This window comes from Hymenobacter jejuensis (assembly GCF_006337165.1).
Lineage (GTDB): Bacteria > Bacteroidota > Bacteroidia > Cytophagales > Hymenobacteraceae > Hymenobacter > Hymenobacter jejuensis.
In genome coordinates this window covers 2,744,950-2,764,253 of the sequence record NZ_CP040896.1, presented here as the reverse complement: position 1 = coordinate 2,764,253, position 19,304 = coordinate 2,744,950, and the positions used below count along the sequence as shown (strand labels likewise).

The 19,304-nt window shown below is 51.8% G+C and carries 16 protein-coding genes; 5 read left to right on the top strand and 11 right to left on the bottom strand.

From position 1 onward, the window contains the following. Positions 1-110: 110 nt before the first annotated feature. The 6 genes from FHG12_RS11365 to FHG12_RS11340 form a co-directional block, all read right to left on the bottom strand. A complete protein-coding gene (locus tag FHG12_RS11365; protein ID WP_139515839.1) occupies positions 111-941 on the bottom strand; it encodes a phosphosulfolactate synthase in 831 nt (276 codons plus the stop codon). Positions 942-1,105: 164 nt separating this feature from the next. Beyond that, positions 1,106-2,503, bottom strand: a complete 1,398-nt coding sequence (locus tag FHG12_RS11360) for a tetratricopeptide repeat protein (RefSeq protein WP_139515838.1) — start codon at positions 2,501-2,503, stop codon at positions 1,106-1,108. Between the two features lie 88 nt (positions 2,504-2,591). Then, a complete protein-coding gene (locus FHG12_RS11355) occupies positions 2,592-3,611 on the bottom strand; it encodes an NAD-dependent epimerase/dehydratase family protein (protein WP_139515837.1) in 1,020 nt (339 codons plus the stop codon). Positions 3,612-3,633: 22 nt separating this feature from the next. After that, positions 3,634-4,401 carry a tyrosine-protein phosphatase gene (locus FHG12_RS11350; protein ID WP_139515836.1) on the bottom strand — a complete coding sequence of 256 codons (768 nt, stop codon included), beginning with the start codon at positions 4,399-4,401 and terminating at the stop codon, positions 3,634-3,636. Positions 4,402-4,419: 18 nt separating this feature from the next. Then, positions 4,420-6,870 (bottom strand): GumC family protein, encoded by a 2,451-nt coding sequence (locus FHG12_RS11345; RefSeq protein ID WP_139515835.1) that lies wholly within the window; start codon positions 6,868-6,870, stop codon positions 4,420-4,422. Between the two features lie 45 nt (positions 6,871-6,915). Then, on the bottom strand, positions 6,916-7,806 hold the full coding sequence (locus tag FHG12_RS11340; RefSeq protein WP_139515834.1) for a polysaccharide biosynthesis/export family protein: 891 nt from the start codon (positions 7,804-7,806) through the stop codon (positions 6,916-6,918). Positions 7,807-8,039: 233 nt separating this feature from the next. Here FHG12_RS11340 and FHG12_RS11335 point away from each other — a divergent pair, with 233 nt between their 5' ends. From FHG12_RS11335 to hpf, 4 genes are all read left to right on the top strand, one after another. Continuing rightward, the gene (locus tag FHG12_RS11335; RefSeq protein WP_139515833.1) at positions 8,040-9,179 is read left to right on the top strand and encodes an acyl-CoA dehydrogenase family protein; all 1,140 of its coding nucleotides are present in this window, start codon (positions 8,040-8,042) and stop codon (positions 9,177-9,179) included. A gap of 87 nt (positions 9,180-9,266) precedes the next feature. Next, positions 9,267-9,461: a 30S ribosomal protein S21 gene (rpsU, locus tag FHG12_RS11330; RefSeq protein ID WP_139515832.1), complete on the top strand. Its 195-nt coding sequence runs from the start codon at positions 9,267-9,269 to the stop codon at positions 9,459-9,461. A gap of 135 nt (positions 9,462-9,596) precedes the next feature. Beyond that, on the top strand, positions 9,597-10,484 hold the full coding sequence (locus FHG12_RS11325) for a tyrosine-type recombinase/integrase (RefSeq protein ID WP_139515831.1): 888 nt from the start codon (positions 9,597-9,599) through the stop codon (positions 10,482-10,484). Positions 10,485-10,519: 35 nt separating this feature from the next. Beyond that, positions 10,520-10,819: a ribosome hibernation-promoting factor, HPF/YfiA family gene (hpf, locus tag FHG12_RS11320; protein WP_139517780.1), complete on the top strand. Its 300-nt coding sequence runs from the start codon at positions 10,520-10,522 to the stop codon at positions 10,817-10,819. Positions 10,820-10,905: 86 nt separating this feature from the next. Here the strand turns inward: hpf and metK are convergent, their stop codons facing one another. Continuing rightward, the gene (metK, locus tag FHG12_RS11315) at positions 10,906-12,168 is read right to left on the bottom strand and encodes a methionine adenosyltransferase (protein ID WP_139515830.1); all 1,263 of its coding nucleotides are present in this window, start codon (positions 12,166-12,168) and stop codon (positions 10,906-10,908) included. Positions 12,169-12,432: 264 nt separating this feature from the next. Between metK and FHG12_RS11310 the strand changes: the two genes are divergently transcribed. Beyond that, positions 12,433-13,707, top strand: coding sequence for a hypothetical protein (locus FHG12_RS11310; RefSeq protein ID WP_139515829.1), 1,275 nt, complete (start codon positions 12,433-12,435; stop codon positions 13,705-13,707). A gap of 70 nt (positions 13,708-13,777) precedes the next feature. Here FHG12_RS11310 and FHG12_RS11305 read toward each other — a convergent pair whose 3' ends face one another. From FHG12_RS11305 to FHG12_RS11290, 4 genes are all read right to left on the bottom strand, one after another. Beyond that, the gene (locus tag FHG12_RS11305; RefSeq protein WP_139515828.1) at positions 13,778-16,246 is read right to left on the bottom strand and encodes a S9 family peptidase; all 2,469 of its coding nucleotides are present in this window, start codon (positions 16,244-16,246) and stop codon (positions 13,778-13,780) included. Positions 16,247-16,337: 91 nt separating this feature from the next. Next, entirely contained in the window at positions 16,338-16,994 is a 657-nt protein-coding gene (locus tag FHG12_RS11300) for an HD domain-containing protein (RefSeq protein WP_139515827.1), read from the bottom strand. Positions 16,995-17,026: 32 nt separating this feature from the next. Next, positions 17,027-17,497, bottom strand: a complete 471-nt coding sequence (locus FHG12_RS11295; protein WP_139515826.1) for a GNAT family N-acetyltransferase — start codon at positions 17,495-17,497, stop codon at positions 17,027-17,029. Positions 17,498-17,499: 2 nt separating this feature from the next. After that, entirely contained in the window at positions 17,500-19,176 is a 1,677-nt protein-coding gene (locus FHG12_RS11290; RefSeq protein WP_139515825.1) for an amidase, read from the bottom strand. Between the last annotated feature and the right edge of the window lie 128 nt (positions 19,177-19,304).

Genomic DNA, 19,304 nt, shown 5'->3' with positions numbered 1-19,304 from the left:
CCCTCTATTCGAGTCAGTAGCGATGCGGTGTGTCAGCCAAAGCAAAAGCGACCGAAAACTTGCGTTGCCGGCCGCTTTTGTTTATACACAAAATATTGATAATCAAGTATTTATCCGCGTGGCATAGAAGTGCCAGGCCGGCCGGTTTTTACTTCGGGCTTAAACATCGGATCGACGTTGTCCATGTCGAGGAAGTGCGTGAATGTATCGCCGCGCAAGCCTAAGCGAATGGTTTCGAGCGACACGATCTCGTTCGGGGCAATGTTGCCCAGGTTTACGTTGGCGCCCAACATTTTGATAAACCACACTTGCTGAGCCTTTTGCGGGGCTTCCCAAATGATTTTCTCGAAAGGAATCTTGGTCAAAATCTCTTCTACCAAGCCCGAACGTACCTCGCCGGTGCTCCGAAACAGGCCTACGTTGCCGGCCTCGCGGGCCTCACCGATCACCTTCACGGCGCCGGCTTCCAACTCGGTCTGCATCTGCGAAATCCACTTGTAGGGCGGAATGATTTTCTCAGCGTCTTTCGAACCTACTTCCGACAGCACCTGCACATCCTTGGCCAGCAGCCGGATGTAGTCGAGCTTGCGATCGTGGTCAAGCTCCAACGACCCGTCCGACACTTCTGCATACTCCATCCCATACTCGGAAAGCAGGCGGCGGTAGTCATCGAATTGGTTGCGGATGATGAATGCTTCAAACAGCGTGCCCCCAAAATACACCGGAATGCCTGCCTCCTTGTACACTTCCAGCTTTCGCTTCAGGTTGGGTACTACATAAGAAGTAGCCCAGCCGAGCTTCACAATGTCCGTGTAAGGAGCGCCGACTTCCAGAAAGTCTTCGACTTCCCGGATGCTGAGGCCCTTGTCCATTACCATCGTAAAGCCTTGTTCACGGGGTTTGCTGGTGCGTTCGGGTAGTTGCGTCAGGTTGTAGTTCATCGTTGGAATTTTATGATCGCAAGAACGGGGTGCACCTGCGAAAATGAATTGACGGGGCCAAAAGTACGCCCGAATTCTATAACTGCTCCGAAAAAGGAAAAGGGCCTCGGCAACTGGCATGAAAACCCAGTTGCCAAGACCCTCTGTTGCGAAGCACTCGGCTTTTACTTTCGGTATTGTTCGATCAGGCGGGTGAGCGCACGTTGCGACTCTAGTTCGGGAAAGAACTCGAACAGCAACCGATGCTTGTCGAAGTCCAGCACCAGCGCGTTCTCGAGGTATTGATACGCTTCGCGGTAGCGGCCCGCAGCCAGCAAATACGCGCACAGACGATAATGCAGTTCCGCTTCGCCTGGCTGAATTTCGACGGCATTGCGCATCAAGTCGATGGCGCCCTCAAAATTGCCCTGTTCGTACAGGATAATGCTCCAGTTGAGCCAGGCATCTTTGCTGTCGGGGGCAACCTGCGAGGCACGTTCGTACGCCTCAATGGCGCTCACGACGTTGCCCACCTGGTATTCGGCAGCAGCCAGCGCAAGCCAGTATTCCACGCTTTCTTCGTACAAAGACACGGCCTTGCGGAAGAAATGAATGGCCTCAAACCATCGCTCCTGCGCATTCAGCACAATGCCGATGCCAAACCACGCCTCGTCCATGTCCGGCTCCAAATCGATGGCGCGCTGGTAATTGCGCCGGGCTTGGTCCCACTCGGCTAGCTTCTCGTGGCATTCCCCGATGTTGCACAGTGCTTCCGCAGTTGGCTCACCCTCGGCGTAGCTCAGCTTAAACTCCTCGATGCCTTCCCGGTACTTGAGTTGGCTGACGTAGGTGCTGGCCAGAAAGCCGTGCGCATCATAGAACTTGGCATCAATCAGGATGGCGTACTCGAAAGCGACGACGGCCTCGTCGTACTTGCCCGCCCGGTAATAAGCTTGGCCCAGATTGTACCAAGCCAGCGCCGAATACGGGTCCTGATCGGTGAAATGACGGAAAAAATCGAGGTTTTTCTCCAACCGCTCCGACACCTCCAAGCAGTACAGGAGTTCCTGCACCGCAATGTCGTTGTCGGGGTTCAGGCGCAAGCTTTGCTTATAATACTTAGCGGCGCTCTTGAACTTCTGCCAGCTTTGGTAAGCCAACCCCAGATTAAAGTAAATGTCGTCGCGGTCGGGCGCGCGCTCCACGGCTTGCTGAAAGAAGGCTACTGCTTCCGAAAACTGACCTTTTTGCGTGGCAATGATGCCACGGGTTACGGCCACGTCGGGGTTGTCGGGGTCTAGTTGCGCGACGTCTTCAATCTGCTGGGCCGCCGCGATGTACTCGCCCTTCATGGCCAGCACCTGCGAGCGATCAATTAATAATTCGGTAGAGAAAGGGTATTGGGCAATGGCAGCTTCGCATGCCTGCAAAGCCTTGTCGTACAAGGTGTTACTAGTATAATGGTCAATAATGTTTTCAAAATCGGCCAAATCAAAAAAGACGGGCTCGTTATGGGCCACCATGCGCTCAAAGCGGCGCACCGTGTCCAGTACTTCATCCCGATCCTCAAAATTTTCGTTCATTCTCATTCTGATACAAGCTACGCAAACCGCCAAAAAGACAGGTTACGCGAATTTAATTATGGCTTTGCTCTAAGAAGAGGCAACAGGCCTAAGATACAACAACCGCACCGGAGGCCGCAGGGTTCGTTCGCAAATGAGCGCAACACCATTTGATTGTTTCGCTGAGCGGCCGGAACCGAAAATCAATTGCTTGCTGCACCTTATCGGCTCGGTATTCTACGGCTCGGCGGCCGGCCCGGGCCGTGTCTTTTGTGATGAGGGGCCGCGCACCGGTCAACATGGCGCGAGCGTGCTCAAGCCGCCAGATAATCTCGGCCGCCCAATTCGGTACGGACGTTTTGGGCGGCTTTTTACCAAAGCAAGCGGCGGCCTGCCCCAGTAATTCCCGCAACGAGATGGCTTCGGCGCTAAGAATAAACCGCTCTCCGGAAATGGCAGTATCGAAAGTCAGCCGGAGCATTGCATCCACCACGTCGCGCACATCCACAGCATTGACGAATCCGGGCGTATAAAAGGCGTGTTCGTTATAAGCGTAGCGAAACAAACGGGTGCTGCTGCGATCCCAATCGGCAGGGCCTAAAATCACCGACGGATTGACCATAACTGCGGACAGACCTTCCGAAATGCCACGCCAAACTTCCAACTCACCCAAGTACTTGGAAGTGGCATAGGCTGGGTGCTCGGCACCCAAGTCCCATTTAGCATTCTCATCCAGCACTTTAACCTTCTGACCGGCAACACTTTCTGGCGTCTGAGCTCCACCCAAAGCAGCCACTGATGAAACGTGGCAAAGACGAACACCGGGATGTTCTAGGCAAGCGTCGACAATCGTGGCTGTTCCTTCAACATTTACCTGCTGAAGCGCTTCTTCATCCTGCGGCGCGTACGAAACGAGCCCGGCGCAGTGAAACACATGCGTGACGTTTTGCAAGGCAGTCCGCAACAGGCCAGTATCGCGAATGTCGCCTTCCAGCCACTCTATCTCACCGGTATTCTCTAGCTGTGGAATCGTCTTCCGATAGAGGGCACGCACCTGATGGCCACGCGCTATCAGGGCTGGAATAAGAAAACTGCCTACTAGGCCGCTACCACCGGTGACGAAGATCATGCGCAAAGGTAACGCTCACACGTTAGAGCGAACTATTCAGCAGAGGCAACGCCAGCACCTTACGCAGGTACTCGCTTTGCAGGGTTTTGGTGCGTAGTGTCTCGGTATGTTTCAGATTGTGGGTATCGGTTCCAACCAAGTCGACCATACCTGCATCAACCATCTTCTCAGCCACCCGCTTTGCACTAGGCGAATAGTAGCCCGCCAAGGAATTGAGGTTAAGCTGTAGCAGTACGCCATTTTCCCGCACTCTCTCCAAATCCGAAAACCGGCCGTGAAAATAAGTATAGCGCTCGGGATGCGCCAGAACTGGCTGATAACCAGAAGATTGCAATTGAAACACTACTTCGTTGAAGTTGAAGGGCTCGTTGATGTACGAGGTCTCAAACAACACGTACTTCTTAGCGCCACCAAAGCTCAGCAGATCTTCTCCGGCGTGTAATTTCCGGCCAAACCATTCGTCCAAGTAATATTCGGCCGCGCATTCCAACTCCATCTCGCCGAGGTCATTGACAGCAGCTGCACTTTGCAACTTATTGAGTGCCAATCTGATACCATCGGGGGTATTTTTGTAGAAATCGCCCATGATATGGGGCGTCATAATGAGCTTGCGGAAACCTAAGGATTGCAACGCCCGCAGCAAATCAAGCGATTGCTCTATTGTCTCGGCACCGTCATCTAGCCCAGGAAGCAGGTGGGAATGCATATCCGCCACCAAAGTCGCCAAGGAAACGTCGTCAACCGGATGCGCGGCCGCAGAGCCAAAAAATTTCTGGAAGAAAGACGCCATAAAACGACTTCTAATAAGCTATGAGAAGCGTTTGCGTAGGCGAGTAAAGAAACCTTCATCCGGTTTGCTTTCCTCGTAATAGCCCTGCCCGTAACCATAGCCGTAGCCGTAGCCATATCCGTACATACCCGTGGCCCGCGCATCATTTAGAATGGTGCACATCCGGGTAAAATTATTAGCGCGGATAAGCTTGTTTATATTTTTCAGAAATGATTTTTTTGAATAATCAGCCCGAACAATATAAAGTGGAATATCAGCTTTGCGCATAATTAATATACCATCCGTCACAAGACCAACGGGCGGTGTATCAATAATGACCACGTCATACGTTTGATACAGTTCAGCCAGCATGGCGTCAAATTTCGGACTTAAAATTAATTCCGAAGGATTTGGCGGAGTTGGCCCAGCAGAAATGAAGTCAAGCGTAGGAATTGGTGTATGCTGAATGCATTCTTCAACCGAATGCCTTTCTATTAAAATAGTGCTTACGCCTTTCAGGTTTTCTGTTCCAAAAGCCAAATTCACTTTTGGTTTGCGCATGTCCAAGTCCAGAATCACGACGCGCTGCTCCGACAAAGCAATAATTCCACCCAGATTTACTGTGACAAAAGTTTTGCCTTCGCCTGAAATTGTAGAGGTAATCGAGATTAATCTTTTCTTTTTGGAAGAGCTGATAAAATCAAGATTAGTACGAATAGAGCGAATGGATTCAGAAATTGCTGACTTAGGGTTCTTATCTACAACCAGCTTCGAAACAGTCATTTTCTCCTTGTCGTAAGTTGGCACAACGCCCAACACAGAGGCCGAAGTTGCTCTTTCCAACTCCCGCACATTGGTTACGGTATTGTGCATAAGGAAGCGAACGGCAATCAAGCCCAGCCCTAACACAATGCCACTGGCCAAACCAATAGCATAAACCATCAGCTTGATGGGCGAAATCGGCAAGTAAGGATAGCTGGCCGGCGAAAGAATTTGAAAATCTGCCGTTGTACCTGCTTTGGAGATGTTGAACTCGGTCCTTTTGTCCAAAAGCATTAAATTGTACTTCTCATACAATTCCATTGGACGACGAAGGCGTGCCAACTCGGTTTCCTTCTCTGGCAAAGCCTGTAGCTTAGCGTTGAGTTCGGCATATCGCTGCTGCATCTTAGTAATCTGACGCTGTAGCAAAATGCGGCTTTGCTGCAATGAGCGCCGGATGTTCTGCTTGATAAACACCAGCATGGATTCCTGCTGCTTCACGGCCTCCGTCGTTTCTTTATAAGAACGCAGCAGGCGTTGCAAATTGTATTGCTGGTTGTTGAGCTCCGTCAACTGTTCGGTCAGGCCTGGGTCTTCGAGCAAGGCCAAACCCGGAATGCTTTTCTCAACGGTTAAGTCCTCGCTGGTCGTTAAGCGCTCTTGCTCAACTAAACGGGAAACTTCTTCCAGCAGCCTCGATTTCTCATCCAGTTTACGTCGGTCTTCTTCTAGCTGGGCCAGCTTGGCAATAACCGTTGATACATCCGAACGAACATCGTACGTTTTATTGCGCCGGACAAACCCTTGCAAATTATTTTCGGCCGCCTCTAATTTATTCTTATTTTCTGTTAAAGTTTTGTCTAGGAATTCTAACGTCTGAGCAGTAGCCTGTTGCTTTTGCGCAAGCTTTTCTTCTAAATAAACGCTATCAATCTTATTAACGACATCACGCGCCTTAAGCGGATTAAAATCCTGAAAAGATATTTGAATCGTATTAGCGTTGGGGTTTATGATATCTACACTTATATTTTTCTCGAAATACGAGTTGAGCGTTCCTTCATCATTAATAATGAAATAATATTTTTTATTGATTGCCTGATCATTAAAAGCCGGGGTAGTTGTAATAGCCAATACCATATCCGGGGTTGAAATCGTCTGACCAACCGAATGTTCGCGATTTACTTCCTGCCCTTGAAAATTATAAGATATCTTAAAGTGCTTATTATCAACAAATTGTATGTTTATTGGGGTATTATAAAATACTCCATTCTTGATGTTATATTCTACCTTAAAAGGAGAGTTGCCGTACAGTTCACTTTCCAGAACTGCGCCTTCTGCATAATAATTTACATCAAGCGCCAACGATTCTTTGAGCCGACGATAAATAATATTAGATTTAATTAATTCAACTTCACCAGAAAGTTTATTTATATTTTGCCGACCATCACCCTGGCCTAAGGCTCCTAATCCTAAAGCTCCAGCTTCTGTCCTTTCATCAATCTTTAATAGTGACGACGACTTATAAACGGGTTTCGTGTAGCGCAGGAAAAGCCAAGAACCCGTAAGCCCCAAGGCGATCAGCAACACAATCCAAGGCAGGCTCTTGCGAGCTACCGTAAGCAACGTGGTTATATCAAAGCCTTCGCTGTCTTCGTCGGCAGCTTCTGCATCTACTCCGCCAGAATTTCGAATTAACTCTTCGAGTTCAGCTTCTTCTTTTAAGGCCATGGACTACTCTGGGGTTGACTAGTAAAATAGAATAGTTAGCGCCTACTATTTAAGATTAATAGCTACAAACAAAATAGTTGAAACCAGACCGGTAAGGCCGCTAACTATCCCAAACAAAGGAGCAACATCGCTTAGGGCCTCGAAGAAAGGCCGGCGTATAGGCTCAACATATATTATATCGTTGGGTTCCACTTGCAGGTTGGCTCTGCGCATGCCCTCGAACGTGGTAAGATTAATTACCTGAACCTGCGGGTTCTTAAGGTCCCCCCTTATAAGCCGGATATTGTCGGCGCGACCGATGCGCCCACCCGTACCGACCACCGCCCCGCCTTCGATACCTCCTGCCAAGGCTAGCACTTCAAGCAGGTTCATATTGTCATTGACCAATGGAATAACCTGACCCGATGCGCCCGCTACTGCTCCTAGTACAATAATGCGGTTGTTGGAAACGCGTGTGATCACGAACACGTCCCTGTAGAATTCGCTGTATTTAATCTGTAGAAGGCTGTCCGCCTGCAGGAGGGTCAGCCCAGATATTTTCACGTAATCCACCATAGGTAGTTTCACAATCCCGTCGTTTTGAACGAGAAACTGCGCACCACTGCTTGCGGAACCTTGTTGTCCGCTTGGTTTAGCAGTGCCCGTGCCCAACCCGGCGGGGGCGCCAAACTGAAGTTCCCCATTCGGGTCCAAGATGCGCTCACCTTTGTTCGTGAATACCCTAACGTCGAGGTAGTCGTTCGGTTGGATGACATAGTTGCGCTCCAAGCGATTGACCGCTGTACGGAGCCGGGCTGTATCAGCAACGCCCCCATCCGTTCGGAACATAGTATTCTGCTGCCGGACACGGGATGCTGTGCAGGAAGCTAATAATACGATCGCAGGCAGGCACAGCAGCCAGAAGCGCAGGAGGCGGCGAAAATCAGGTTGTTGCATGCAGGCTGAGAAGCCGATTATTTAGTTGTGAAGTACCAGGGCCCGTCCCATTCCAAGAGCAGATTTACCCTGAAAAACCTTCAAAGTAACCGAATTAGCGCGCCCTTTCAAAATACGGGCCAACAGAGGCGGTGTCGCGGCTGGCTTCGGTATAATCAAAATGGTACCTTCGCGAACCCAAAACCGGACTCATCCGGTTATACCCTTACCACCCACCCAAATTACCCCCACCCATGGAATTGGTAGCTACCGAGAACCAAACAATGATTGCCCAAATGGTACGCGACTTTGGCGCTACTCACATCAAACCCAACATGATGAAGTGGGATGAAAGCCAAGAGTTTCCTATCCATATCTTCCACCAACTAGGCGAGTTAGGCCTAATGGGTGTTTTGGTTCCTCAAGAATATGGCGGCTCGGGGTTTGGCTACACCGAATATGTAACTGCGATTTCTGAACTGGCCAAAATAGATGGGAGCATCGGCTTGTCTATGGCTGCGCATAATTCGCTCTGCACGGGCCATATTCTGCAGTTTGGCTCCGAAGAACAGAAACACAAATGGCTGCCGAAGCTGGCTTCTGCCGAATGGATAGGCGCTTGGGGCCTCACGGAACCTAATACCGGTTCAGATGCCGGCAACATGCGCACGGTGGCTGTAGAAGACGGCGACTATTATGTACTTAACGGAGCTAAGAATTTTATTACGCACGGCAAAAGCAGTCAGATTGCCGTAGTCATTGCGCGGACTGGTGAAGTCGGTGATTCGCACGGCATGACCGCCTTTGTGATTGAGAAACCCACCGAAGGTTTTACTCACGGCCTGAAAGCTGATAAACTGGGGATGCGGGCATCGGAAACCACCGAGCTTATTTTCACCGACTGCCGCGTGCCCAAAGAAAATATCCTAGGAAAAGTCGGCGACGGCTTTATCCAATCCATGAAGGTGTTGGACGGCGGTCGAATCTCTATTGCGGCTTTGTCGCTGGGAATTGCCAAAGGAGCTTATGAAGCCGCAGTGCAATACTCAAAGGAGCGGCACCAGTTCAACCAGCCGATCTCCAACTTTCAGGGCATCTCTTTCAAGTTAGCTGATATGGCTACCGAAATTGAAGCCGCTTCCCTGCTCACTTATCGAGCTGCTGACATGAAAGACCGGGGCCTGAATGTTACGCAAGAATCAGCGATGGCCAAACTGTATGCTTCGGAAGTAGCGGTGCGGGCGGCCAATGAAGGCGTGCAAATATTTGGGGGCTACGGCTATACAAAAGATTACCCTGCTGAGAAATTTTACCGAGACGCCAAGCTTTGCACCATCGGCGAAGGCACCTCCGAAATACAAAAGCTCGTTATTGCTCGTAACTTGCTGAAGTAACGGGCAACTTCATAAGGACTTGCGTAGTAAGAAAGAGCCTGTTACCTTTGCAACCCTCAAAAGAAAGTTTTCAATTCCACTTAGCATATGATCATCGTCCAAATTAAGGAGAACGAGTCGGTTGACCGCGCGCTGAAGCGGTTCAAGAAGAAGTTTGAGCGCACCGGTGTGCTGAAAGAGCTGCGTCGCCGCACGTTCTTCCAGAAGCCTTCTGTTACCTCGCGTAAGCAGAAAGAAAAGGCGATCTACAAGCAAACGATGTACGCTACTGAAAACTACTAAGCAGTAGTTTTCGGCCATTGCTGAAAAACCGGCTGATTCGCCTCAATAGGCAAATCAGCCGGTTTTTTCGCGTTCTTACTTTTCAGTTTAATTCCATACATTAGGTATTCGGCCTCAGCGGCCGGCGCCCAGCGTATGGAATTATTTTTTGACTACCTCCGGTTTGAGCGCAGGTACAGTCCTCACACTCTCCTCTCCTATCAAACTGATCTTCGGCAGTTTATGAGCTACCTCAAAATAACTTTTGAGCTAGAGGAGCCTGCACAAGCTGACCATACCCTGATACGCTCCTGGATAGTTGAGCTAATGCAACAGCAGCACGACCCACGCACGGTCAACCGCAAGATCGCCTGCTTGCGCTCCTATTTTAAATTTTTACTGAGTACGGGAGTCATTCAGCGCAACCCGATGCTCCGGATCAAGTCGCCCAAAGCCGCAAAAAAACTTCCTGACTTTGTACCGGAGAATTCTCTCAACGGCTTGCTCAATTCCTTTCAGTTCCCGGACACGTTCGCGGGCGTACGCGATCAACTGATCCTAGAGTTGCTCTATGGAACGGGAATTCGCCTTTCAGAACTTATTGGCATTCAACACGATGACATAAGCTTAGCTGGGCGATCAGTGCGCGTAACCGGCAAAGGCAACAAACAACGAGTTGTACCACTCAATCCCAACCTCCTAATAGTGCTCGAACGCTATATAGCGCGGAAGCGTCTAGAATTTGGCTCAGGAGACAACGTCTGCCGGGCGCTCCTCGTTACGGATAAGCTAGAACCTCTTTACGAAAAGTTCGTGTACCGTACCGTGAAGCACTATTTGAGCCAGATTACAACTGCTTCTTCGCAGCAGCATCCGCACGTACTGCGGCACTCTTTTGCTACTCATTTACTGAGCAAAGGGGCTGATCTCAATGCAATTAAGGAGTTATTGGGGCACGCCAACCTAGCTGCTACTCAGGTCTACACGCATTTGTCAATAGACAAGCTCAAAGCTGTATTTGAAAAGGCCCACCCCAAGGCTTAGTTTATTTCTTTCTTTTTACCAAAACCCTACGAATGATGAAAGTACAGATGCATTCGGTGCATTTTGACGCCGACCAAAAACTGCTCGATTTCATCCAGAAGCGCCTCGACAAACTTGAGACCTTCTATGACCGCGTTACGGAAGCTGAGGTTATCCTGAAGCTGAACAACAAAGACGGTGTAGCCAACAAAACGGTCGAAGTGAAACTCTTCGTCCCGGGCACTACCCTCTTTACGCAAGAAGACGCGGCTTCCTTCGAAGCCGCCACCGATGCTGCTACCGACGGTCTGCGCCGCCAGATCACGAAATACAAAGAGAAATCCGTAAGCCACTAACTGTATTATTACCAAGTAGTTACCCATAAAAAGAGCGGCTACCCAGTTGGGTAGCCGCTCTTTTTATGGGTAACTACTTGCTGACGTTACAAGGCAAACTCTGCTTTGATCTGGTCAACATAATCGAGCTTCTCCCAAGTGAAGGTTTCGTAGGTGTTGGAACCGCCGTTAGTGGATTGTACTTCTTTTGTACCTGGCTGGCGTCCCATGTGGCCGTAGGCGGCCGTTTCGCCGAAGATGGGGTTCTGTAAACCGAAGCGCTTCACGATGGCATAAGGGCGCATATCGAACAGCGCGTTTACCTTTTCAGCAATTGCACCGTCTGTAAGCAGTTCTCCGTCAGCACCTTTTGCTTTGGTGGTGCCGTAGGTGGTCACGTAAAGCCCTACAGGCTTCGCAACACCGATAGCGTAAGCGACCTGCACAAGCACTTGGTCAGCAACGCCGGCCGCTACCAAATTTTTAGCGATGTGGCGGGCAGCATACGCGGCCGAACGGTCGACTTTCGACGAGTCTTTACCCGAGAAAGCACCGCCGCCGTGGGCTCCTTTGCCACCGTAAGTATCCACAATGATCTTCCGGCCCGTGAGGCCAGAGTCACCGTGCGGGCCACCGATTACAAACTTCCCGGTTGGGTTGATGTGGTAAGTAATCTGATCGTTAAATAACTTCAATACTTCCTGCCCAAGACCGGCTTTCACCCGAGGAATCAGGATGGTTTTGATATCATCGGAAATGCGCTGCAGCATGGCTTCTTCCGAACCGTCGAAATCATCGTGCTGGGTACTTACCACGATGGTATCAATGGCTTCGGGCTTGTTATCGTCGGTGTAGCGAATCGTCACCTGCGATTTCGCATCTGGCCGCAAATACGTCATGCTTTGGCCTTCCTTACGGATAGCCGAAAGCTCACGTAACAGGCGGTGCGACAAATCCAGCGCCAATGGCATATAATTCTCGGTCTCGCGAGTGGCGTAGCCGAACATCATGCCCTGATCACCAGCCCCTTGATCCTCAGGGCTTTGGCGTTCAACGCCTTGGTTGATATCCGGTGACTGCTCGTGCAGGGCCGACAGAATACCGCATGATTCGGCTTCAAACTTATATTCGGCTTTGGTATAGCCAATGCGGCGAATCACGTTGCGAGCGATGGTTTGCACATCGACGTACGCTTTCGATTTTACTTCGCCGGCCACTACTACTAAACCAGTGGTAACCATGGTTTCGCAAGCTACTTTGGCTTCCGGATCCAAACGCAGAAACTCGTCGAGAATGGCGTCAGAAATTTGATCGGCTACTTTATCGGGATGGCCTTCCGATACAGATTCGGAAGTGAAGAGATAAGGCATTTGGTTCGTTATCGGTGAAATAAAGCCTAGCCGCTGAGGCGCTTGAGCACACTGCGGACCGCAAAGCTACGCTTTTCGCCTATTAATTAGGCGGTATTAATTTAGCTTGGCTCACAATCTGTCCAAAGCTAAGGGCCGAATACCGGTTCTAAAGATTACACCGTAAAAGCTAAAGAAAGTGCAACCCAGAGACTAAATAATTTTATATTAAACACAGCTAAATAAAGCTATTTTATTAGTTTTGCAACGAATAAATTATATTCTATGCACAAGACATTGCTAATTTGCTTATTGTTCCTTTGTCACAGCCAACTCGCTCATTGTCAGGTATTTGAATCGGGGTATATTGTTTTAAGCCACGGTGATACATTACGGGGTGAAGTAGAAAATGCTTTCTGGGAAGATCCACCTTCTGCGGTACGTTTCCGGGCCACCGCAACGGACCACGTGATATCTTACCCCGCGCAAAAACTAAGCAGTGTGTGCTTGTCTACTGGCCGGCTCTTGCGCCGTGTTCTGTTGCCTGTCGACCGATACGCTGAAACCCGGCTTGAGCATCTTACAGTAGTGCAGCCCCGGCGCCAGCTTCCCGATTCGCTTTTGGCTGATGTGCTGATCGAAGGTCCCGCTTCGTTATTGGGTGTGTCGCTGGATCAAACGAAGCATTTTTTTGTGCAGCGTCCAGGCCAGCCCTACTTAGAAATGGCTGAGCGCCACTACCTAGCTTCACGAGGTGGAAGCACGTACATTGCCGATGGCAACAATTATAAAAGCCAATTACTGCTATATTTTGGCGATTGCGAAGCCGCTGTCAAAGCATCGGAGAAAGCTCCTTTTACGGCCGCCGGTTTAAAACTTGTAGTCCAGGCTTATAACACGCAATGCTCAGCTGAGCGGCAGGCCGGACAAGAAATTATTACCGACAAGCTCCACCGTACGGCATCAGTCATCCGCATGGGGGCAGTAATGGGTGGGCGTTACAACTCCGTTCGTTTTGGTGGATCAAACGGAGGTGCGCTTGCGGGGCTCAACGCCGACGGCCGCATGCACTTACTGGGAGGAGGTTACCTCGACGTGGTGAATGCAGGAAGGCGGTTGGCATTACACAGCGCATTCTTGGTTTCGGGCTTTGGCCGCCCAAAACCTGTTGCGTTTGCTTCTGCCGGTTCTTACAACAGGTTTGAATGGCATGGCACCCACGTCTATTTGCAAGGTGGGCTGCGTGGCTATCTGCCTATCGGACGGTACTATCAGGTTTTGGTAGGCAGCGGCTATGAGGTAAACAGTTTTTGGAATATAAAATCCTTGTTATCACATAGTTATGAAGCCAACCAAAGCACCTTTATAGGCGGATTCGTGGGTACTGTATTACCTTATGTAGAAGTTGGCCTCAACCGCGACCGGCTGGCCGTAACTCTCAACGGTCGTGTGTATGAAAAAATCTACTACGACCAGTACCCCATCAACTTTTGGAGCCTCAGCATGGCCCTGAGCTACCGCCTGAATGCTAATGCTGATACTAAGAAAGAAGCAAAATAATATCTTTATAAGTATTTGATAATCAAATACTTATAAAGATATTATTACAATCTCCTAGCTTTGGCGCAAACTATTGCCCTGTGCCGCTGGCTGAGCCACTGGCGCCCGGTTTCAAATTCGTTTCAAACAGCTTCAGGATGCGTTTGTATTCGTCGGTCCAGGAGCTGGGCTCTTCGAATCCGTGGTTTTCCACAGGATACACGGCCAGCTCCCAGTTTTCCTTGTGTAACTCGATCAGGCGCTGCGTCAGGCGTACAATATCCTGAAAATGCACATTGGTATCGACCATGCCGTGGCACATCAGCAAGGCACCTTTCAGACCTTCGGCGTGGTAGATGGGCGAAGAGCGCAAATAAGCGATGCTGTCATTATAAGGCTCGTTGAGGATGTTGTCGGTGTAGTCGTGGTTGTAGTGCGCCCAATCGGTGACGGAGCGTAGCGCAGCACCGGCTTTGAATACGTCGGGCTGGGTAAACATTGCCATCAGCGTGATAAAGCCGCCGTAGCTACCACCGTAAAGACCAATGCGTTGGGGACTGACACCGTACTTTTCAACGAGCAGTTTTGCTCCATCTACATGATCATTCAGGTCTTTGCCGCCCATGTAGCGGTAGATGCCCGTGCGCACCTCACGCCCATAACCCGACGAGCCACGGTAATCAATATCAAGGACCGTGTAGCCGTGCTCCACCAGCAAGTTGTTGAACATGTATTCGCGAAAATACTGGCTCCACCATTTGTGGGCGTTCTGCAAATAGCCCGCGCCATGCACAAAAATCACCGCTGGGCCTTGCGCCTGCGGCGTAGCGGGCCGGTACAAGCGAGCGTACACGTCGGCGCCGTCGCGAGCTTTAAAACTGATAACTTCCGGTTCGCGCCACGCATAGCTTTTGAACTCACTGGTGAGCGAGCTAGTGATCTGTTTGGCTTTGGCCCCGGCTTTGTTGGGCATGACGTATAGTTCCCACGGCTTGGTGCTGTAGCTATAGCGCACGGCCAGCGTTTTCTCGTCGGGCGACAGCGTGACTTCGCTGGCTCCTGGCAGCGTCGTGATTTGCGTCAGGGGCCCGCCGTTGGCAGGCATGCTGTAGAAGTGCTGCTCGCCCGGATGCGTTTTGTTGGCCGTGAGGTACCACGTCTTTTTGTCGCGGCTGAGCTGGGCTCTCTGGATTTCAAATTTGCCGCTGGTCAGGGCTTTCTTTTGGCCGTTGGCCACATCGACGGTGTAGAGGTGCGAATAGCCGCTTTCCTCGCTTTGAAACCAAATGCGTTGATTATCAGGCATCCACCCAACGTTACCTGCTTCATAGCCAATACCAGGACCGTTGATCCAGGCTTCGTCGCGCTGGCGGTCGAGCAAAGTGAGCTTCTGCGTTGCCGGATCGAGGGAAACCAGCCAGCGGTCTTTGTTATCAGCCGAGCGCAACACCAGAAAGGCCCGCTGCCCGTTGTCCGACCAGAACGGCCCAAATGGGGCCAGCCGGCGCAGCTCGCCGGCTTTTTCTGGTTTCTTAGCGGCCGTTTTGCTTGTGTCAGTGGCAGTTTGCGGCTTGCTTTTAACCTGATACTCTTTACGATACGCCGGTTGCTCATCTAGCCCTTTAAGGCCCGTATAGCCCACCATGAAGGTGGTATCGCGCCCGATATCATACAGACCCAACTGATAAGTGGCCTGTGGAGAGCCAACTTTAGTGCGAGCCTGAATTTCCTCCGTGAAGCCCGAAGAAGTCACGAAGTTGGGCACTACGGCCACCCGATCGCCGCTGGCCTCCTGCACCAATGTGTAAGTTACATACCGACCATCGGGGCTAAGTTGCAGATTATCTGCGCTTTGGCCACCTATGTATATTGCCTTGGGCCGCAAGCGCGCCAAGGCCTTCTGCGCCCGCGACCGATCTTTTTGATCCTGATCTTTTTTCTTAATTATTTGAAAGAGAGATAGTTGCTGATCACGCAGGAATTTGTCTGCTTTCTCGCCCGACTGTCCGTTGCCGGGCTTTGAGCCCTTGCGGAAATCGGTGCGCTGCACGGTTTCGCCAGTAGCCGGGTCCCAAGTAAAGAGGTTGCCGCCGCGCGTGTAGCTAATAAGCTGGTCTTGCAGGGCAAACGCCGGTGCAAACTCGCGCTCGGCGGTGTTGGTCACGCGCCGGATTTTGTTGGATTTCAGCTCCAGCAGGTAGATATCGCCCTCCTTTTCGTAAACCTTTCGAGCGTATTTCCGATCGTATGCGCCGTTGTTTGCCGGCAAGGCGCGTTGCTCGCGCAGACTTACTTTGCGAATGGTTTTGCCGTCGGGCGTGGCCGAATACAACGAATCGCGGCGGGCTTTTTCGGGGTTCCAGTTGAAATAGATGTGCTTACCATCTTCGCCCCACGACACGTTGGAAGGCGAAGTACCTATCCACTGCGCCGGATCGCGCATGATTTTCTCCACCGTCAGCGGGGCAAGGGAGGTGGGAGCAGGCGTTGGCTGAGATTGAGCAACGACGGCGGCAGGCAGCAACCAAGGCCACAACCAGGCAATAGAAGTAAGGCGCATCAGAGAAGAAAATGTACGAGAGGTGCAAAGTACACAGCTTCTGGCAAGGACTGGCACATGCAACCAACTACATGCCTGGTAGCCTTGGTAGCTAAATCCCACCCTGCTCCCAAGCGCGCAATTCGGCTTTGAGGTTGCGACGAGCTGGTACTTCCAGTTTATTCCGGAAATCGGCGGTATGATAAATAATCGGCGCGGCCAACAGCTTTTCGAGCACTTTGCGACGGCCGCGGCGGTACATAAAATCGGGAACCAGCCGGTATTCCTGCCGCACCTGGCGGGCATATTGCCAGTAATCAGCCTCCGAAACGCCCAAGATTCCCAGGTCGGCGTCCAGCAGCAGGTGCAGATCGGTATCGGCGGCAGGCTGAGGGGCCGTATGGTCTTTGGTGCGCTCAATGAGGTAGCTCACCCGCTCGCGGCGGGCGGCGGCCAGGTTGGTATGCGCCAGAAACTCCTGAGCCATGCTGGCACTCCGAGCTTCGTTATCGTCGCGCATGGGGTTGTACAAGGCATCGTGAAACCACACGGCCAACTGTACCACTACCGGATCTTGGAGCTGAGCAGCGTGGCGCTCCAAGTCATCAAGCACGTTGCGGATATGCGTAAATGTATGGTAGTGGCGGCTCGATGAGTCGTACGCTTCTGTTAGCTGCCGAAGCATGGCCTGCCGAACGGCCACGTCGCTCACCAACGGCGTGGTAAGGCGGCTCCAGCGGGCAGGAAGGGTGGTAGTAGTAGCGATCACAGAAATTATATAAAAAGTAGACTATCAATGTATTAATTCGCAGTCGGTACCCCATAAGGGTTAGGCAGCCGGGCTTCCAGATACCGTTCGGGATTTGCCAGCGGCATGAAACCAAACTGCATGTACAGGCCGTGGGCATCGAGGGTGGCCAGCATCCGGCGTCGGATTCCCTGCAACTCAGGGTGCGCCCACACGCACTCCATCAACCATTTCGACAGACCTTGGCCGCGAAATTCCGGCAGTACAAATACGTCGCAAAGCCACGCAAAGGTCGCACGATCGGTCACAATTCTACTAAATCCAACTAATTGATCATCAGCAGTATACAAACCAAAGTTGAGCGAATTATCAAGCGCTCGCTCCACGGTTTCGAGTGGGATGTTCTGGGCCCAGTATGATTCTTGGGCCAAATACCGATGGATGACGGGCACGTCCAGCCGCTCACGGCTGGTATCGACTACAAACCCACCATCGGGGTGCACACAGGTATAAGGAACAGGCATACTCAGAAGTTCAGCGGCGGGTGCTTTTCGTCGAAGTCCGTAGCATCCTGATAAGCTTTCACCAGAGCCAACAACTTGCCTTCTTCGTAAAGCTGGCCGGTGAAGGTAATGGTCGTGGGCAAGCCTTTGTCAGTGAGGCCATTAGGAACCGCCACCGCCGGATGCCCGGTGAGGTTGGTGATGGTTAGACTAGCACTGAACGACGGCGCGATGTACAGGTCGAGGTTGCGCAGTTTCTCGTCCATTTGCTCGATGAGCAGCGTTCGGGCTCGTTGCGACTGGATGTACTCAACGGCCGGGATGAAGCGCGAGGAGCGAAACGTATTGGGCCAGTCGTTGCGGTTCTGCCCAACGAGCAGCGCATCGCGGCCAGAGCGGGTGAGTTCATCAAATGCCGCCGCGCCTTCCACCGTGAGACACAGGCGCATGGCGGAGGCAGGCAGCGTGGGCAGCTCCAGCGGCACCAACTCTACGCCCAGCTTACGAAGCATGTCCAGCGTCGCTTGGTCGTTGGCTTTGGTGGGGTAATTGGCTTCAAAAGCGGACTTGAGGTAGCCAACACGCAGCTTTTTGATGTTGGTATCGAAAGCGTATTTGAAAGGCGTCGGGGCCTGCATGGTGGCTGGGTCGCGCGCGTCGGGGCCAGCCAAGGCAGCAAACACAATGGCGCAATCTTGAGCCGAGCGCGTGATAGGGCCGGCTTTGTCCATCGTCCAACTCAAAGCCATGGCACCCGCCCGGCTAATGCGACCGTACGTAGGCCGTAAGCCCGTTACGCCACACGCCGTGCTCGGGCTCACGATCGATCCAAGTGTTTCAGTACCAATGGCATACGGCAACAAGCCCGCCGCCACGGCCGACGCCGAGCCCGCCGACGAGCCGCTGCTGCCCCGCGTGATGTCCCAGGGAGTTTTGGTTTTGCCGCCAAACCATACGTCGCCCTGTGCCAGCGCGCCTAGCGTGAGCTTGGCCACCAACACGCCGCCGGCATTGCGCAAACGCTCCACAACGGCAGCGTCTTCGTCGAGGATCTGGTCTTTGTAAGGCGTTGCACCCCAGGTAGTTTTGTAGCCTTTGGCGCTGAATAAATCCTTGACACCGAACGGAATCCCGTGCAGGGGCCCGCGGTATTTGCCAGCCTTTATTTCTTGGTCGGCCTGCCGGGCTTGCTGCAATGCCAAGTCCTCGGTCACGGTAATTACGCACAGCAGCTTAGGATCATACTTCTTCAGCCTCGCGATAAAAAACTGCGTCAGTTCTTCTGAAGAAATCTGCTTGGTGCGCAGCAATTCGCCCAGTTGCCGCACCGTGAAGAACGCCAAGTCATCGCGGTTAGCGGGCAGCTTTACTTTGGGCGCGTCGGGCAGCTTGCCGGCGCTGACGGTTGGGGCGCCGGCCAACGACTGGCGCAGGCGTAGTGGCTGTGGATTGAATACTTCGGCCGGCGCCACGCTGTTAGGCATGTTCAGCTTGCTCAAGGCCTCGTAGCTCTGCCGATACTGGGTGAGGTTGCGTTGCGCCGAATCGATCTGAGCATCCGTAAAACTCAGTCCGATAAGCTCTTGTGCGGCACGCACCATAGGTATCGTAATGGCTGGTACGTCGGCGGGGCGGGGTACCAAAGCGCCTGCCCCGAAGCAGATGGCACCGACCCCAAGCAAGGGTAACAATTTTTTCATGAGCAGCGTGGGAAAGCAAAACGAAGAATAGCAAATCTAACCCGCACAAGGTTGTATCCAAGCCCATCCGGAAAGCGGATTCTTGCGTTAGTTTCTTAAGCTAACCTTTCCGTTCACTATCAGCGATT

Excerpts from the sequence above, each read along its gene's own strand:
- FHG12_RS11365 (WP_139515839.1), bottom strand. The coding sequence starts at position 941 with ATGAACTACAACCTGACGCAACTACCCGAACGCACCAGCAAACCCCGT.
- FHG12_RS11360 (WP_139515838.1), bottom strand. The coding sequence starts at position 2,503 with ATGAACGAAAATTTTGAGGATCGGGATGAAGTACTGGACACGGTGCGC.
- FHG12_RS11355 (WP_139515837.1), bottom strand. The coding sequence starts at position 3,611 with ATGATCTTCGTCACCGGTGGTAGCGGCCTAGTAGGCAGTTTTCTTATT.
- FHG12_RS11350 (WP_139515836.1), bottom strand. The coding sequence starts at position 4,401 with ATGGCGTCTTTCTTCCAGAAATTTTTTGGCTCTGCGGCCGCGCATCCG.
- FHG12_RS11345 (WP_139515835.1), bottom strand. The coding sequence starts at position 6,870 with ATGGCCTTAAAAGAAGAAGCTGAACTCGAAGAGTTAATTCGAAATTCT.
- FHG12_RS11340 (WP_139515834.1), bottom strand. The coding sequence starts at position 7,806 with ATGCAACAACCTGATTTTCGCCGCCTCCTGCGCTTCTGGCTGCTGTGC.
- FHG12_RS11335 (WP_139515833.1), top strand. The coding sequence starts at position 8,040 with ATGGAATTGGTAGCTACCGAGAACCAAACAATGATTGCCCAAATGGTA.
- rpsU (WP_139515832.1), top strand. The coding sequence starts at position 9,267 with ATGATCATCGTCCAAATTAAGGAGAACGAGTCGGTTGACCGCGCGCTG.
- FHG12_RS11325 (WP_139515831.1), top strand. The coding sequence starts at position 9,597 with ATGGAATTATTTTTTGACTACCTCCGGTTTGAGCGCAGGTACAGTCCT.
- hpf (WP_139517780.1), top strand. The coding sequence starts at position 10,520 with ATGAAAGTACAGATGCATTCGGTGCATTTTGACGCCGACCAAAAACTG.
- metK (WP_139515830.1), bottom strand. The coding sequence starts at position 12,168 with ATGCCTTATCTCTTCACTTCCGAATCTGTATCGGAAGGCCATCCCGAT.
- FHG12_RS11310 (WP_139515829.1), top strand. The coding sequence starts at position 12,433 with ATGCACAAGACATTGCTAATTTGCTTATTGTTCCTTTGTCACAGCCAA.
- FHG12_RS11305 (WP_139515828.1), bottom strand. The coding sequence starts at position 16,246 with ATGCGCCTTACTTCTATTGCCTGGTTGTGGCCTTGGTTGCTGCCTGCC.
- FHG12_RS11295 (WP_139515826.1), bottom strand. The coding sequence starts at position 17,497 with ATGCCTGTTCCTTATACCTGTGTGCACCCCGATGGTGGGTTTGTAGTC.
- FHG12_RS11290 (WP_139515825.1), bottom strand. The coding sequence starts at position 19,176 with ATGAAAAAATTGTTACCCTTGCTTGGGGTCGGTGCCATCTGCTTCGGG.